The sequence below is a fragment of the Gimesia sp. genome, assembly GCF_048260065.1.
GTDB lineage: Bacteria > Planctomycetota > Planctomycetia > Planctomycetales > Planctomycetaceae > Gimesia.
Window position 1 is genome coordinate 1 of record NZ_JBLXHC010000017.1, and the last position, 16,568, is coordinate 16,568.

10 protein-coding genes, 1 tRNA gene and 1 CRISPR repeat array are annotated in these 16,568 nt (G+C 51.8%); of the genes, 4 read left to right on the forward strand and 7 right to left on the reverse strand.

Going from position 1 to position 16,568, the window contains the following annotated elements; translation table 11 throughout:
* On the forward strand, nt 1–1,053 hold a 1,053-nt coding region (gene cas1c / locus ACN0YN_RS24995), incomplete at its 5' end, for a type I-C CRISPR-associated endonuclease Cas1c (RefSeq protein ID WP_417387756.1).
* Nucleotides 1,054–1,067: 14 nt separating this feature from the next.
* Nucleotides 1,068–1,358, forward strand: coding sequence for a CRISPR-associated endonuclease Cas2 (gene cas2 / locus ACN0YN_RS25000; protein ID WP_417387757.1), 291 nt, complete (start codon nt 1,068–1,070; stop codon nt 1,356–1,358).
* 202 nt (nt 1,359–1,560) lie between these two features.
* Nucleotides 1,561–3,523: direct repeats of the CRISPR family, unit length 32 nt; unit sequence ATCGCCCCTCACGTAGGGGCGCGGATTGAAAC.
* A 184-nt stretch (nt 3,524–3,707) separates the two neighbouring features.
* On the opposite strand, the gene ACN0YN_RS25005 is transcribed toward cas2, so the two are convergent.
* The 4 genes from ACN0YN_RS25005 to ACN0YN_RS25020 all read right to left on the reverse strand — a co-directional run bounded on the left by ACN0YN_RS25005 (nt 3,708) and on the right by ACN0YN_RS25020 (nt 6,156).
* A complete protein-coding gene (locus tag ACN0YN_RS25005) occupies nt 3,708–5,102 on the reverse strand; it encodes a tyrosine-type recombinase/integrase (RefSeq protein WP_417387758.1) in 1,395 nt (464 codons plus the stop codon).
* A 134-nt stretch (nt 5,103–5,236) separates the two neighbouring features.
* A tRNA-Ser gene (locus ACN0YN_RS25010) sits at nt 5,237–5,323 on the reverse strand.
* A 57-nt stretch (nt 5,324–5,380) separates the two neighbouring features.
* Nucleotides 5,381–5,626, reverse strand: a complete 246-nt coding sequence (locus ACN0YN_RS25015) for a hypothetical protein (RefSeq protein ID WP_417387759.1) — start codon at nt 5,624–5,626, stop codon at nt 5,381–5,383.
* Between the two features lie 263 nt (nt 5,627–5,889).
* Complete coding sequence (locus ACN0YN_RS25020) at nt 5,890–6,156, reverse strand: BON domain-containing protein (protein ID WP_417387760.1); 267 nt, start codon at nt 6,154–6,156, stop codon at nt 5,890–5,892.
* A 425-nt stretch (nt 6,157–6,581) separates the two neighbouring features.
* Between ACN0YN_RS25020 and ACN0YN_RS25025 the strand changes: the two genes are divergently transcribed.
* Together ACN0YN_RS25025 and ACN0YN_RS25030 are read left to right on the forward strand one after the other, a co-directional pair.
* Nucleotides 6,582–8,405 (forward strand): ArnT family glycosyltransferase, encoded by a 1,824-nt coding sequence (locus ACN0YN_RS25025; protein ID WP_417387761.1) that lies wholly within the window; start codon nt 6,582–6,584, stop codon nt 8,403–8,405.
* A gap of 49 nt (nt 8,406–8,454) precedes the next feature.
* Nucleotides 8,455–9,798: a hypothetical protein gene (locus tag ACN0YN_RS25030; protein ID WP_417387762.1), complete on the forward strand. Its 1,344-nt coding sequence runs from the start codon at nt 8,455–8,457 to the stop codon at nt 9,796–9,798.
* A 5-nt stretch (nt 9,799–9,803) separates the two neighbouring features.
* Here ACN0YN_RS25030 and ACN0YN_RS25035 read toward each other — a convergent pair whose 3' ends face one another.
* From ACN0YN_RS25035 to ACN0YN_RS25045, 3 genes are all read right to left on the reverse strand, one after another.
* Nucleotides 9,804–11,795: a hypothetical protein gene (locus ACN0YN_RS25035; protein WP_417387763.1), complete on the reverse strand. Its 1,992-nt coding sequence runs from the start codon at nt 11,793–11,795 to the stop codon at nt 9,804–9,806.
* Between the two features lie 198 nt (nt 11,796–11,993).
* Nucleotides 11,994–13,451 (reverse strand): DUF1501 domain-containing protein, encoded by a 1,458-nt coding sequence (locus ACN0YN_RS25040; protein ID WP_417387764.1) that lies wholly within the window; start codon nt 13,449–13,451, stop codon nt 11,994–11,996.
* Nucleotides 13,452–13,697: 246 nt separating this feature from the next.
* Nucleotides 13,698–16,388, reverse strand: coding sequence for an FAD-dependent oxidoreductase (locus ACN0YN_RS25045; protein ID WP_417387765.1), 2,691 nt, complete (start codon nt 16,386–16,388; stop codon nt 13,698–13,700).
* Between the last annotated feature and the right edge of the window lie 180 nt (nt 16,389–16,568).

Consider the following 16,568-nt stretch of genomic DNA (forward strand, 5'->3'; position numbering starts at 1 on the left):
AATGACAGTGAGTTGATTATGAAAACCCATTTAAATACGCTCTTTGTCACAACGGAAGGATCTTACTTAGCCAAGGAAGGCGATACCGTTTCAATCCGCTTGGATCACAAAACTCAGGCACGTCTTCCCTTTCATAATCTCGATAGCATTATTTGTATTGGACGGATCGGGTTAAGTCCACAATTAATGCAAGCTGCCAGCCAGTCCGGCATTTCAATTTCACTCCTCGACGAACGTGGACGTTTTCGTGCTCTGATCCAGGGATTTACATCAGGTAATGTATTACTTCGCAGGGAACAATATCGGGCCGCGGATAGCGAAAACCGGACGTTTGAACTGGCACGCGCTTTTGTATTGGGAAAACTTGCCAACTGTCGAACCGTATTACGTAGAGCCATTCGCGATGCCAACGAGTTGGAACCGCGTGTCCAGACAATCGAAAAGTCTGCCACTCGGATGAAAATTGCCATTGAAGCAGCTACGACTTCTTCCGACATCAGTGAACTACGTGGAATCGAAGGAGAAGCAGCCGCACAATATTTCTCTGCTTTCAATTCTTTACAAACCCAGTTTCAGGAACGGTTTGCATTCCAAAAGCGATCTAAAAGGCCTCCCCTTGATCCAATCAATTCACTAATGTCATTTGTGTATACTCTGCTCACACATGATATACGATCTGCGTGTGAAGCCACTGGTTTAGATGCTGCCGTCGGTTATCTGCACCGTGATCGTCCCGGCAGGCCTGGTCTGGCGCTCGACCTGATGGAAGAATTTCGCCCCTGGCTCGCAGACCGTTTAGTGTTCTCATTAATCAATCGGCAGCAACTCACTGTTTCTGCATTTCAGACACTGGAAAACGGTGCTGTACTCATCTCTCCGGAAGCAAGACGCACAATTCTCACATCCTGGCAACAGCGAAAAAGTGAAGATATCTTCCACCCCTTTATCAATGAAAAGATCACGATCGGCATCCTGCCACTCATCCAGGCCCGTCTGCTCGCGCGTCATCTCAGAGGTGATCTGGATCTTTATCCTCCCTTCCTCTGGAAATAAAGGACAGTATTCTCGTGTATGTCCTCGTCACCTACGATATTTCCACATCAGATCCCAAAGGCCAGAAACGGCTGCGTCGAATCGCCAAGGCTTGCGAGAATATTGGTCAGCGCGTCCAAAATTCGGTTTTCGAAATCAAGGCCGATGCCGGCCAATGGACTATTTATAAAGCAATGCTTTTAGAAATTGCTGACCTTTCCCAGGACAGTGTCCGCTTTTATAATCTGGGAAATAACTGGGAACGGAAAGTAGAACATCATGGGGCAAAAGCGTCCTATAATATTGATGGTCCCTTGATTATGTAAACGTTCCTGGCATCATTGTTTCTGATTGCGAACCTGATGCGCGCTCATTGAAGCCTGTAGGTTCGCACTTCTATTAACTTGATTCTAAATAAAGGTTTAGATACTTTGAATTATAGCGTACGAGTAAATCAAATCAAAAAAACGCTTGTTTCGCGGATCAATCAACTTGGCCACATCTCAGCTAATGATTTACAACATCGCTATCGCCCCTCACGTAGGGGCGCGGATTGAAACCGGATCAACTGAAACAATTCGGCCCTCATATCAGATCGCCCCTCACGTAGGGGCGCGGATTGAAACTTATGGAGATGATGAGGCATGGTAATATTGAAACATCGCCCCTCACGTAGGGGCGCGGATTGAAACAATTGTCGAGTATCTGGACAATGCTTTCCAACGTATCGCCCCTCACGTAGGGGCGCGGATTGAAACTGAAAGAACCAATGTTGCTGCATACATCACCATATCGCCCCTCACGTAGGGGCGCGGATTGAAACACTGTCGAACAGTGGGCAAACATCTGGAATGTAAAAATCGCCCCTCACGTAGGGGCGCGGATTGAAACCAAGCGGCAGGCCAGCGCGGTTATCTCCAGTTTCAAAATCGCCCCTCACGTAGGGGCGCGGATTGAAACACAACACGGTCAGCCTTGACCTCTCGCTTGCCTATCGCCCCTCACGTAGGGGCGCGGATTGAAACGCCTGTAGGTAATTCGATGCGGGCATGTTTACACCATCGCCCCTCACGTAGGGGCGCGGATTGAAACCACGAGGAAAGGTAAGGCAACCATCTGGTTTCTATCGCCCCTCACGTAGGGGCGCGGATTGAAACATCATGTCAACAGGATCTTCTGACTCCTTAGCCGATCGCCCCTCACGTAGGGGCGCGGATTGAAACTTCGACGTTCTCCAGAAAGATCACTGCCGGCCGTACTATCGCCCCTCACGTAGGGGCGCGGATTGAAACACGCACGATGCATCGTACTGCCTCCCCAGCTCTCATCGCCCCTCACGTAGGGGCGCGGATTGAAACAGACGGTGGTAATAATCAACCACTCGCCCCACGATCGCCCCTCACGTAGGGGCGCGGATTGAAACTCCGACTGGTATTCATTGACCGACTTGACTGTTGATCGCCCCTCACGTAGGGGCGCGGATTGAAACTGTTTGGTAAGGCGGTCACTGATAACAATCGTCATCGCCCCTCACGTAGGGGCGCGGATTGAAACCCCCGTGCGGCTTTTCTACAATCGAACCATGTCAGATCGCCCCTCACGTAGGGGCGCGGATTGAAACCCTGCACAAAGATCAAGGCCGGCGACCTGGCCTATCGCCCCTCACGTAGGGGCGCGGATTGAAACCTTCAGAAATTGCTGGTACATGCCTTCGCCGCCTGGATCGCCCCTCACGTAGGGGCGCGGATTGAAACAACGGGGCGATGAATCCCCCCGCCGCCGCGTCTGCATCGCCCCTCACGTAGGGGCGCGGATTGAAACTCCCGTCTTCCCTTGAGTTTTCGCAGTGCGTTAAATCGCCCCTCACGTAGGGGCGCGGATTGAAACCGAAACCGTCCCCGAAGTCACGGCCCCCGCAACTGCATCGCCCCTCACGTAGGGGCGCGGATTGAAACAGATCGGAATTCAGATTGCGGTCTTCGAAGGACTATCGCCCCTCACGTAGGGGCGCGGATTGAAACCGACACGTCAACGCCAACGACGGCGTTCCCCGGGAATCGCCCCTCACGTAGGGGCGCGGATTGAAACAGCAGCACCCCGGACGGACAAGATCCAGAAACTGAACATCGCCCCTCACGTAGGGGCGCGGATTGAAACAGCTTCAGCAATGGCGAAGTCTTTGGATGGAGGATGATCGCCCCTCACGTAGGGGCGCGGATTGAAACACGCTGCGAACGGTCGGGGAGCACGGAAGCAAGTATCGCCCCTCACGTAGGGGCGCGGATTGAAACAGGATTCGGTCTGTCTGCATCCCCTCTGTGGTGTATCGCCCCTCACGTAGGGGCGCGGATTGAAACCGGAACCTGACCAACGACTGGCGTGGTTATGTTGCATCGCCCCTCACGTAGGGGCGCGGATTGAAACCCGCACACACAAACGCTGTAATCAGGTAGGCTACTATCGCCCCTCACGCAGGGGCGCGGATTGAAACCAACAACACGGGGCCGGCTTGTCGCCGGATCGCCGAACGCCCCTCACGCAGGACCAGCGCTTTTGTCCGACGTTTGTTGGCTCTTGGCTTCACTCGACAGGCGAGATGCCTCACACGGTCTGGGACATAAAAGCCCCGAACAGATTGAATAGGCTACCTAACTTTAACACGGCGCCCACTATTTCTAGGGAAGTCCAGACTTCGTTAACTCTAAAAAACGCTTACGAGCTATTATTATTGATGGCCGAATCAACAATGCCTTTTGTAATTGTCTGCGTTTAGTTTCAGGACGTGAGTGAGTATAAGTGGCAGTCATTCCGAGTCCATGACCTGCTCCATTCGTTGCCGAAGTAGAATGCCCCATCAATTCACTTCGGATTAATGTGTCCACGTCCCCATCTTGCAGATTGGTCGCAAAGAGATGTCTCAGTGATTTTGGAGCCGTAAACTGAGGTAGAGTAATATGCTTTGTCAGCTTGATGAATTCCGATCGTATCCGATCGGTTTTCAAAGCACCGCTATCGCGCCAGATTGTTCGTGAGATTTTCATCCACTGGTTTCTATTGATAGCTTTGCCGTAGGTGGTCTCTTCTTGAACTACTCGATGCTGGAGCGTGGCTTCGAGTTGGTTTTCAGTATGGCCATTTAGATCGGGCCGTACAGAGACTAATGAGTAACGACGTTGCAAAAAGACGGGGCCTGTCGCTCTCTTACCAACTGTGATTTTCAGAACATCTCTCAGTTCATCGATCAATGGGATTTCACGTTCATTGCGTGTTTTGACCTGCCAGCCTAGATGAGGTTTGTTTCTGACGTAGAGTATTCCCGCGTTCAGATCGAGATCGTCAGGTAGCAGCAGGTGCGTAAGTTCCCCCGGTCGGAGCCCCGTCAGCATGAGCGTAAGAAAAATCGGGAACTGCCAGTCGTCACAGGCTTCCAGGAATTTCTTTTCCTGATCGGGGCTGAAAATGGAAATGGCTTTGGCATTTTCGATCGGGATGCGGTCCAGATCGAGACTGGAGAATGGGTTTTCGGCATACGGAGAAAGGTGCCGTCGTTTTATCGCGTAGCCAAACATGCTTCGGCAACATTGCAGGATGTATTTGATGCCTTTGTCGAGCAGGGGGCGTTTCTGCGAATTCTCATGACCATTGGGAGCGACTTTGATCGTACGCAGATAATGCACGAACTCTTCTGCATGTCCGACCTGGAATAGTGATGTTTTCGAAGCAACTCCTTTTTGCGCAATGAAGTTAATCAGATGAGTTGTCGCAGCACGGTAGCGGCGGATGGTCTGTAATGAGGACCGCAATACTTGTTCATGATGGTTGAGCCATCTGGTTTGCAAATCATCGATTTGAACGGGTTCAAAATTGAATACAGAATGAGTGTGAGACTCTAACTGGGAATTGATACGCGCGGCCATCTGCCGGGCCTGTTCTTTGTCCGGACCAATTTTGGGTCGCAAACGCTTGCCATTTTCGTGGTAGGTGAGGTACCAGATTTTCCCGCGGAGATCGCCGCGGACTTTGCCGATTCGGAACGAAGTCTTCCGATTTTGTTTTGATGATTGCTTCATCAGCAGAACCTTTCAGAGAACCCCCGTGCCACAAAACGCCACAAAAAGTGCCACAAATGGGAAGCTCTGGAGCGGTCCAGAAAAAGCAAATGCCGCTGAGTTATAGGGTTATAACTCAACGGCAATCAAATAAGCGGAGAGAGGGGGATTCGAACCCCCGGTCCCGTTTCCGAGACACAGCATTTCCAGTGCTGCACAATCGGCCACTCTGCCACCTCTCCGGGGTGACTCCATCAACTATTTGCGGAGCCAGTATCTCTAATGCGAAGACCGGGGAATTAGTCTTCGGAAGATTCGGAAGCAGTCACTCCCTGTTTGATTGCTTCTTCGCGATCTTCGATGATTTTCAGCGACTTCAGACGGTTTTTGATCTGATTGCGTTGTGCATTGACCTGCTTCCACTTGGGATGCTTTTTGCGCTGTTCCGGAGTCACATTCTGCTCATCCAGGACCTTGCTGTAATCGGCAATTGTGGTTTCTGCGTTTTGTAACTGACGTTCCAGTTGAGCTCTTCGTAAAGACATTGTCTTCCAGTGTCCCTTAGTATGTATGAATGACGGTTATATTGTGACGGGGGTTCGCCCCGAATCCTCTGTGCGTACAATGACTGCTTCCCCCTCAGAAACGCAGGGGAACGGGGATTCTAACAAGATTCACACGGATTTGACAACGGTCAGCCTGCGCAACCTGATGTATTGTCATGTTTTTTGCCAAATTCTATACATAAAAACATGTCAATGCAGGTTCAAACGCCTAAATCATTATGAGAAGCGTTTTTAGCGTCGCCTCAGTTTGTACTGAGAATCGGCTGGCTCATCTGATCCTGTGCGACAGTCAGTCGATTCTGAACCTGCCTGACCCCCTGAATGCGGCTGACTGATTCCTGGGCTAACTGTTTTGCATAATAACTGCCGACGATGCCAGTAAGAACAACCTGTTCCTGTTCGACGTGATATTGAACACTTCGGTTGGCGAAGAGCTCTGAAGAGGAAATAGCCTGTTTGATGAGTTCACTCAGCTGATGGGCGGAATCTATTGTGATGTGTGGTGACATATTAAAGCCAATACTCGAAGGATCTTAAAAATTCATTCTATCCTTATACATATTTCTCATCCTGAGATTAAAAATGCTGCAATGTCTGCGGGTGCGTATTTTGATAACTTCGACAGTCTGTCTTGAGTCAAAACAGAAAAAATGTGATGATTTGACCGGTTCCGTAGTTCTGGTTGAGTTCAGGGATTACAATCAGAATATTTGTCAGGAGTTGATCTCTGCAGTGGCGAAACCTATTACTGTGATAGAGGTTAAACCCTCTCCGGTGACTCTTGTCTGAGGGATTTTCCTGTAAGAAGAGTGTTCCTGAGTTTAGACGTGCGATACAATACAGGCTGTTTCAATAGAAATAGATTTTGAGAGCTCTTGCATCAGCCGACTGGTGACAGGTCGCCTGCCGTCCTGAATGCATGGAAGGAAAACCCTTGGTAATTATCAGTGATCAGGAACTGTTGCAGCGATCGGTGGCACCTGCTCATGATCTGTTTCCAGTGATGCGGCGTGCGGCTGTGATGTCTCCCCTGGTCGTGTTGCTGGCTCTCGGTCCGGGATTGCTGGCTTTTCATTCCTATCGGATCGACGAACTCTCAGCCTGGTTTGGACTGCAGTGCCTGGGCAAAGCGGAACTGATTGGAGACAGTACGAATGCGCTGATCTCACAGCCACCTTTGATCCGCTGGATGTTTACCGGGCTGCTGTCCGTGATTGGTCACTGGTCTTCGTCCCTGGTTCTGTTCTCTTACTTTTCCACCGCGGGCATGCTCTATTTCGCCTATCGTCTGACCAGAAAAGTCTGTAATCCCCGCTATGCGCTGGTATTCTGCTTTCTGCTGGCGTTTCATCCGATGGTTCTGAAACAGGTCCAACTGATCGAAGCACCGGCGTTTCCGATTCTGTTTGCCCTGATGACGATCTGGGGCTTTATTACCCATCTGCGTTCCGAGTCGGGCATCGTTTCCTACAAGCTGTTGTGTGGCGGAATTTCGCTGGGTCTGTGCCTGCTTTCCGGAGGCGCTCTGGCACTGGCTGTACTGGTGATGCTGGGGCTTTATATATTGAACCCGGAGGAGTTGCCGAAATCCCGCTCAGGAATCGAACAGAAAAAGCCGCCCCTCTTCAAACAAGCCGTCCGCATCTGGAAATCATTTTTCATACTGGCTTTCACAGGTTTTGCCGTCGGTGGCTGGTGGGAACTGATGGCTGCCTCTCAAATTGAAGGATTCTGGGGGAAATGGTTTGCCGGACCGGGGCAGCCGAATATCAGCCTGTACTGGAAAACGGAGTTTTATCCTTCGTACTTTGTACGGGATCTCATTTCTTCGATGGGCTTCCTGCTGGGCTTTGCGGTGTTCGGACTGTTTCACGGATTGAAGCGTGTCATCAATCCTCAAGGGAATATGCAGGAGATTGCCTGGCTCAGGCTGATTGTGATGTGGGCTTTGAGCGGTGCTTTATTCTGGTGGGGTGTGCAATATCTGCCTGAGATGAATACCAGCACCCGTGCGATGTGGAAGCTGTTTTTTATCATCCCGATGCTGGCGATTGTTGCCTGGGAATTTCAGCAGATTGCACTGCGGCGTGTGAGTTACCCGACGGTCCTGGCTGTATTTACAGTAGGAGTTCTGGCAGTGATCTTCATCAGCGCTTCGCATACTGATTCGCTCAGTCCCCGGATCTCAGCCCATTTTCTGCGACAGCTAATCATTCTCGGATTATCACTGGTGATGGTGCTCTGGTACAGCCATCGGTTTAAAAAAGAGGAAGGCCATCGGCTTGTGGAAATCGCGATGGTTATTTCCCTGTCCGTTTTACATGTCGTCTATGGAGTCTATTCCGTTCCCAAACCAAACCCCTCGGGTGAGCGACTGCTGCAGTTTGAGCATCAACTGAGACTGACTCAGAATGTCGATCACTGCCTGCTGGTAAGTAAAAGCGAACCGCCGCTTGAACTGACGTTTCTGATTTTCTATCTCTGGGGAAATGTGGACTACAAACAGGTTCAAGGGGCGGTGATCCCTCAGGACCTGAATCTCCCGGTGGATGAAAGTACGGCGATCACAGCAGAAAAACCAGACGGGGAAAAGCCGGAAGCGGGTAAACAGGTGATTGTTCGCTGGGGCGCGTCCCCGGTCTCGTTACGTAACCTGGTGAATGCCGGTTTTGTTTTAAAGCCTGTGGCGGCACCTGATGTTTATAAGCAACATGAGCTGCAGGCCGATCTGATTACCAATGCCCCCCAGAATTTTTGAGCTAAAAATATTATTGAATCGAGTGATCTTTTACTTCGGAGTTCTCAACATGCATCGTTTCCAAAATCACACTGCCTGCGGGCATTCCATTCGTTTCCCGGCAGTCTGTCTGCTGATGCTTGGCTTTGTCTGTCTGACAGGATCTCTGGCAGGTGCTGCAGACACGATTGAGTTAAAAGAGACAGGAAATCAGAAATGGTATAAGGGTAATATGCATACCCATTCTCTCTGGAGTGACGGCGATGACTATCTGGAAATGATCGCGGACTGGTACAAGTCGCATGGTTACGATTTTCTGTCGTTCACCGATCATAATGTGCTGTCCAATACAGAACGCTGGACGGTGCCAGAAAAAAACAAAGGGAAACTGCATGCTTACGAAGAGTTGAAAAAGCGGTTCCCTGACTGGGTGGAAGAACGAAAAAATGAAGAGGGACAAACTGAAGTTCGCTTACGCACCTTCGAAGAAGTTTCGGAAAAGCTGGGGGAGCCTGGAGAATATCTGCTGATCCAGAGTGAGGAAGTCACGGATCGCTTCAAAAATTATCCCGTGCACATGAATGCCACCAACGTGCATTCCCTGCTGACTCCCTTAGGTGGCAAGAGCGTGTACGAAGTGATGCAGAATAACACGAATGCCTTAGTATCGCAGCGTGAGCGAACCGGGCAGAAAATGATCATCCATTTGAATCATCCCAATTTTCATTACGGGGTCACAGCGGAAGACCTGATGAAGGTGGTTGGCGAGAATTTCTTCGAAGTCTATAACGGACATCCCGGCGTGAATAATTCGGGAGATGAAGCGCATGCCAGCACCGAGAAAATCTGGGACATTATTCTGACGAAGCGCCTGGCGGAATTAAAGCTCCCAATCATGTACGGACTGGGAACGGATGACGGACACAATTACCACAAAATTCCGAGCCGGGCCAGCGAACCAGGGCGAGGCTGGGTTGTGATTCTCTCAGAAAAGCTGGAACCCGAAGCGCTGGTTGAAGCGCTGGAAGCAGGTCGTTTCTATGCCTCTTCAGGAGTGAAATTGAAGTCGGTGACCTATTCCGATCAGGGAATTCAAATCGAAATCGATCCCGAAGAAGGGGTGAGCTATACGACCGATTTTATTGGTACGCTGGAAGGTTATCCCAAACGGGGGATGCCTGTTCTCGATAAACAGGGGCAGGAAATCATTACCACCCAGCGCTATAGTAAGAAAATCGGCGACACCCTGAAATCCGTCAAAGGGACTTCCGCGAGTTATGATCTGACAGGAAAAGAAATTTATGTCAGAGCCGTCATTCGCTCTTCCAAACTGCATCCGAATCCTTCGGAGATCGGTGAAGTGGAGCGTGCGTGGGTTCAACCTGTCGCAGGTCCTGCTGCTCCCAAAGAATAATGCGGTTAAGGAGCTTCAGCCGATGAGGTGCTGGTCTGACTGCTGCAGTCTGTCACCACCAGTGTCTGTCGGCTGAGAAGCAGATTGCTCTCCGAGTCATAGACCGACGTTTCCAGTTTTGCGACACCAAAGGGAATCTGATCACAGAGCCAGAGATCTTTGCGGTAGCGTAGTGACTGCTCTGCAGCCGTTTTAGCAGCGATGGTAACGGCGACCTGTGATGCTGCCAGCTGGCATTCGAAGGCATCTTCACGGAGCGGTGTGAACAGGTACCGTGTTCTGCCGGGATTGTACTTGCGGGGACGGGGCATGCCGTAGAAGAAGCGATAGGCGGCATATTTCTCTGCCTGGCTGACATCCTGGTCTGGCCAGCGCAGAAAATCCTGTGGCCATTTTCCGGCGTTGAAATCTGCTATGTTGATTGTGTATTGCCTGGTATCGCGCGTCTCGCTGCCGAGGGTGTGAGTGACCTGAATTACCCGTACCGCAGCATCGGACGAAGGTTGCAGACTGATGCGAAGTTTGACGAGACGACCATCGTTGGCCGGTCCGGAAAATTCGACAAAGGGTTCAGGGATTTCCTGCGTCGGTTCCGGAAGTGCTGCCAGCCAGGTTGTCAAAGGGCGCTGCAGGGCAGCCGGGGGCTGTTTATAGTTGATCCAGCCGGCCTGCTCGAACATGGAGTAGATCCAGGGAGCCCGCCAGGGATTGTGCAGCGGATGATAAGCCGAGAAAACCGATCCCAGCAGACAGAGGATGCCCAGCCCCTTCAGCCAGCGTTTCTCTGCGAATTCATCGAGTAATGGGATCATGCTGATGAGCCAGAACGGGGTCAGCCAGAGCATCCAGCGGAGTGCGGAACTGTTACCGCCGTAGTTATAATTGTTCGTTCGAGACAGGTAAAAACCAAACACGATCACGCTCAAAATCAGGCTGATCCACAACAGGTGACGCAGGAGATGTGCTTTGTACTTACTGATTCTCAGCCAGGCGAAGAGTGTCAGGAAATAGATGGGAGACAGTGAGAAAATACCATGATGACCGAGCGTGCAATGAAAGAAGTAGACGAGGGGAGAGTCGAGATTCCGGTCAAGATCTTGAGGGTTGTTCCAGTAGCTGGGCACCCCTTTGTGTTCGTATAAATATTTTTCGGTTCCGTAATACATGTAGAACGGTTTCCAGCCCCCCGTTGCTGCATAGTTGGTGATGAAAAAACCGAATAGGGGAACCAGTGCAGCGGGTGAAAAAACAAGTAAGGTCAGGCGGGGGTTCGCTCTGAACAAGAGCCCGAAGACGATCAGGCCAAACAGGGCCGCCGGCAGTTCATTGCAGCAGGTCAGCATGGCGAAGAAACCGGCCAGTAGAAAATAGCGTTTGCGCTGTTCGCCGTCGATGAGAATCCGCATGAGTGGATAGATCGTGAAGATGGCACTGGAGGCAGCAATCGAATGATTGTTCAACGTTAAAAGAAACGGTGTCAGCAGCGTGGCGAAACAGGCTGCAATCACGACAAAGTAACGCGTGAAAAGACGTGTGGAATATCGTTCTACGATTTTACAGATCAGCAGCAGTGCAATCAGCATCGGGATCAGGTTGACGGCGATCAGGATCAGATGCGCCACATCATGGAGATTCCGGTTCAGGTTCAATCCCGTTGTGGTTTTGATGAACCAGTAAAGCCCCGCGACCATTGTCGGAAATAGCGGAGGCTTGGAAGAATAGAAGTGGCCATCGTGTCTGACTTTGTCGATGCTCGACCAGCCGGGACGCTCGTTGATGGTGTCGATCTGGTAAGTCCCTTCTTCCACTAGAGACCAGACCGTACACCAGCGGGAACGATCGTTGGCACTCTGCAGCGGCGCACTGTTCATGATGGCTGCCAGACCTTGTCCGCAGGCGACAGTGATCAGCAACAGATACACGGTCCAGCGCAGGCGGGAATCCTGCGCGGCGGCATTGAGAGAAGTGTCTGGAAGCGAGGCGGCGGAACTGGTCATGGAACTGGAATGGTTTCTGAAAGAGCGCGGGCTGGTTTGATATCAACGGCATCTGTGAAATTGAGAACGCTCGCGCACCAGGCGACGATCTCAGCATGCAGATTATCTCATGCTCCGGAAAAATCAAACGGGGAATCGCTGCGTTTCAGGAGGGTTTTCGATATTTTTAGAGAAGATGCTCTGGTAAATGCGATGCGATCAGAAGAGTTCGTGAATCGGTTCGCCATTTTCCACAGCAAAAATGGGACGGCCTTTGTCATCAATATAATGGGTATCGAGGGGGACACCCATATATTTATAGATGGTTGCGGCCAGATCTCCGGGGCGCACGGGACGATGTTTGATCTCGCTGCCGTCATGTTCGCTGGCACCAATCACCTGTCCGTGATTCATACCGCCACCTGCCAGGCACATCGACATCACGACCGGCCAGTGGTCGCGGCCGTCCGTACTGCCTTGCGTACCCGAATTGGGCGAGCGACCGAATTCTCCCATCGCAATCACGAGAGTATCATCCAGCAACGATCGCTCTTCCAGATCGGAAACCAGCGTCGTCAACAGATGGTCAAACAGGGGGAGCAGGGGACCGAGACCATTTTTAATTCCGCCATAAGGGGGAATGTTGTCGCCATGGTTATCCCACGTTCCGGAGGCGGTATGGTAGCTCAGGTCCAGCGTGACGAAGGACGTACCTGCTTCCACAAGTCGTCGCGCCAGCAGAGCCTGCTGACACCAGAGATGTTTTCCATAACGGTCCCGGGTTTCGGGTGTTTCCTTACTCAGATCGAACGCATCCTGCACGCGTTGACCGAGCACCATGTCATAGGCGCGACGGCTGTAACTGTCGAGGGCCTGCATGGAACCGGCCTGATCGATGCCGCTCCGCATTTTGTCGAACTGCAGCATCAGGTCGCGCCGGTCTTTCATGCGGTCAAAAGAGAGACCAGGCGCAAACTGAAACATTTTACCGCCACTGGTTGTCCCGGTGTCATTGCCCACCATGTCATAGACGGGGAGGTCTGCTGCATCGTTAGCGATGAACGGATCGTATTCTTTCCCCAGATATCCGCCCCAGGCGATATGGGAATCGTGTTTCATGAAAGAGACATAAGGGGGCATGGCGGGATGATTGGGGCCGTGATGTTTGGCAACAATCGATGCCATCGCCGGGTAGCGATCCCCTTTCCGATTGGTACGGGGAGTTGCGAGCAGGTTCGCGGTCTGCATCACCTGATTGGGTTGATGGCTGCTCATTTTGGGATCGACGGAGCGAATCAGCGTGAAGCGGTCCATCATCGCCGCCTGCTTGGGGAGCATGTCTGTGATGGTGATCCCGGGGACCGAAGTCTGGGTCACGCCAAACGGGCCGCGGTTTTGAATGGGACGGTCCGGTTTGGGATCCCAGGTATCAATGTGGCTGGGGCCGCCGGTCATCCAGAGGAGGATGATACTTTTCTTGGAGGGAGTCGATTTACCTGCCAGCTGGAGTTGATCGGAAGCCTTGAGCAGACCGGGGACGGAGAGCCCGGCCAGTCCTGCGAGAGAGGCTTTCAGCATATTACGGCGACTCTGAAGTACTAGTCCTTCCGGGACCAGCGGATTGAACCCTGTGAAAGCGTGCTGTGTGTGAGTACGCGAATGAGGACCGAACTTCATTTCGATTCCAGTTCCGTTGGTATTGTGAAGTCTGAGCGACATGACTTCCATATTGTTAATCTTGTTTATTATTGTGCTTGTTTAATGTATCGTCAAGTCTTGATGCGTACAATATGATTCTCTGCAGCTCGTCGAAAATAACGGCAAATCCGGGCAGGTGAGTCCAGTTCTGAAGGTTGAATCAGAGATCTGCCTGATTTCTTAATCATCATTCACGAAACCGGAGCTGAAATTTACTGGACAGGATTATCTGGATGAGTCCTCGGCAGTGACCTGTTCGAAGGTAATCCAGTTCAGACAGGTATTGGTTCCCGCCTGTGGTTTTCCAATCTCAATGGTCAGTCGGCCATCTCTGACTTCGACCCGGGTCTGTTTTTCCTGAAAGGATCCGCCAGTCGTGGAAAGCTCACTGATGATCTGATTGCCTTCGACGGCCACCCACTGTCCCGTCTGGTCATGGCCGGCATCGCCCACACAGACTGTGACCTGCCAGGTTCCATTGGGAACCGTACATTCCCAGCGGTCATGATCGCGTGTGAATACGAAGGTATCTCGATAGGCTTCGGGGACCTGTTTGCGTTGACGAACATTCTGGCTCAGATCGCGCTGCCAGCCAAATCCGCGCTGCGGGTCAAAAGCAGCTCCATGATCCGCTTCAAAGCCTGTGAGAGTCGGCGTCTTTTTCCCCGTAAAATTAATCCGGCGTGCCTGCGTGTTTTTTTTGAGATCCAGCAGTCCATCCTGATCTGGTGAATTCACGATGGGGTTGATCTTCCATTGAACTGGTTCACCGGGGGTGAAGAGAGTCGGATCATCTACATCCAGGATGCCGTCAGCGTCTGCATCGTCTGGTTTCAGGCGGGTGTAGGGACGCAGAGGCAACTCTTTCAACCCTGCCCACAACTGTTGACAGAATTCTCCGCGAGTCATGCTGTCTTTTAATGTGAAAGGCAGGTTCGATACTTTAACGGATTGCGCCGCGAGTTGCTGAACCTGCTGACGCCATGCAGGACTGGCAGGATCGTCGGGGTGAAAATCGACGGCACGCACATCCATCGGCAAGACGCCTCGGGCCGCCAGTCGATTCACGGCAACAAAAGCGGGATGTGATGGAGCGAGATCACGGTAAGGCCAGATCAGTAAGGCAACGCCTGTTTCTGTTTCGCTGCATAACGCGGTTCTGACCTGTTCCAGTTGTTCCCGATTGTAAGGGATGTCGCGCGGTGCAACATTGTTTTGTAACGATACTGCAGCAGTCGCACCAGCAGCCTGACCGATGGCCACGCATTGATCGTGCAGGCGAATCGCCGCACTGACAATGCTGCTGTATCCGACATTTTTCTGGGCACCCAGTAAGCCGTCCATTTTAACAGGCACCAGACTACGGAGTGGAAACAGGCTGCGGTCGCTGACCAGGCTGGTGTTGCGTCCCGGTTTTTCGTAGTCGATCCAGGGCCCCTTGTTTCCTTCCGATGTCAGGTAGGCCCGTCCGGTGCGATGGAAGTCATAATGAAACTGCCAGGCGAAAAGCCCGTCCGGATACATGACCTGAGAGAAACGCTCGCGCGCGAATTTTTTATCAGGACCATCCTGATTGCGTCCGTCCTGTTCGCGCATCATGTACATGGCTTTCAACCGCAGGGATTCACGAATGTAAGGTTTGGGGGGCAGGCGGTCTGCCGTTCCGAACTCGTCGCTTAAATGAAAATGACGGAAACTGTTGGTCTTGTCGGGAGCCCGTTCATGCACAAAATTCTGCAGGTGATACAACAGACTCAGCGAGTGCCGTTTGGCGTCATCAAAAATGATCTGTCGCTGCGGTCGTGTCATTAACACGATGTTTTTTTCTGACGCTCCCGGTTCGGTCGCTTCCAGAGCATCGACGACATGTTGCGGTAACCGTTCCAGTGGGTAGTCCTGACCGAGCATGTAATTCAGCAGGATACTGGTGCGGTGATCTTTGCTGGTCTCCCCATCCACAATTCTGCGCACGGTGAAAATGGAAAGCTGGCGTGGCGATGCTTTCCCTTTGTCGGGCCAGTGCGGGATCGAACCAAGCCTGACGGGGCGATCCCATTTTAACGATTTCATTTCTGCGAGGCTCAACCGGGAAGTGCGGACAAAATTCCGGTCGTCATAGTGGCCTGGTTGGGGAATCGGAGTATCACCGTCCGATTCTGCCACGATCATCGCCCAGGTGATGGGATTCATTTCGTTGGCAGGGTAGTCGGATAAATCCAGGGGTGCGCTCGGTTCGTGATACCGCGAGCGGGGATCGGCTCCGATTTCAAACTCAGCACCGGCGACCTGAATCACGTCTCCCCAGTCAGAAGCATCGATCGTCAGCGGCGCCTGAATGTGCAGGTCAGGTTGTTCTGAACCCACGGGGGCAAACCAGAGTCCCGTTAATTGAGGACGTGTTCCCGACGTTTCGAGATCTGCTTTGACGGGGTAATGGCGTGTGATGAGTGTGACCTGTCCGTTGTCTACATATGGTTGCAGCAGTTTTCGAAAGACAGCTTCCGCTTCGGCAGGGCGAAATGTGGACGGGCCATGAAAGGGGCGACCCGGCATGGGAGAGCCGTACTTTTCTGTATTAAATGCTTCGATTCCGTCCATCAGTTCTTTGAAGAGCCCACTGCGGTGGAAGGAGCGTTTCATGGGATGCCAGTCGACTCCCCAGCCAACTTTCCCCGGGCCTTTGTTTTCGTCTACGCAGGCCAGCGCCTGTTCGGTGTACTGACCGCCCAGCCAGTCTCCATCCAGGACCAGCGTGATGGACTTCACTCCCTGTCGTGCCGCCTGGATAGCAGCAGCCCAGCCGGACTCTGTTCCTCCGACAATGAGGAGGTCAGTTTTCTGGTCAGGCAGTTTAGCGTGGGTAGAGTTCAGAGAAAAACAGGAGAGAGCCAGAACTGCGAGCGCGACATTTTTCATGGTTCATCCGACCTTCTATGGAAATGTTTAGGTTAACGGCTTTGTACATCATAAGTCATAACAGGGCGGAATGTCATGTGTGGAATAGTTTGATGACTCAAAAATAATTTATTCATCAATCAATAAGATCCGGCATTGATTTTGCATAACTTAGTGTTGTTGATAAAAGCCGGTTTTCAG

Bases quoted from the DNA above. Each gene is read 5' to 3' on its own strand.
- ACN0YN_RS25030 (WP_417387762.1), top strand. From the start codon at position 8,455: ATGCATCGTTTCCAAAATCACACTGCCTGCGGGCATTCCATTCGTTTC.
- ACN0YN_RS25015 (WP_417387759.1), bottom strand. From the start codon at position 5,626: ATGTCTTTACGAAGAGCTCAACTGGAACGTCAGTTACAAAACGCAGAA.
- ACN0YN_RS25005 (WP_417387758.1), bottom strand. From the start codon at position 5,102: ATGAAGCAATCATCAAAACAAAATCGGAAGACTTCGTTCCGAATCGGC.
- ACN0YN_RS25020 (WP_417387760.1), bottom strand. From the start codon at position 6,156: ATGTCACCACACATCACAATAGATTCCGCCCATCAGCTGAGTGAACTC.
- ACN0YN_RS25045 (WP_417387765.1), bottom strand. From the start codon at position 16,388: ATGAAAAATGTCGCGCTCGCAGTTCTGGCTCTCTCCTGTTTTTCTCTG.
- ACN0YN_RS25035 (WP_417387763.1), bottom strand. From the start codon at position 11,795: ATGACCAGTTCCGCCGCCTCGCTTCCAGACACTTCTCTCAATGCCGCC.
- ACN0YN_RS25040 (WP_417387764.1), bottom strand. From the start codon at position 13,451: ATGAAGTTCGGTCCTCATTCGCGTACTCACACACAGCACGCTTTCACA.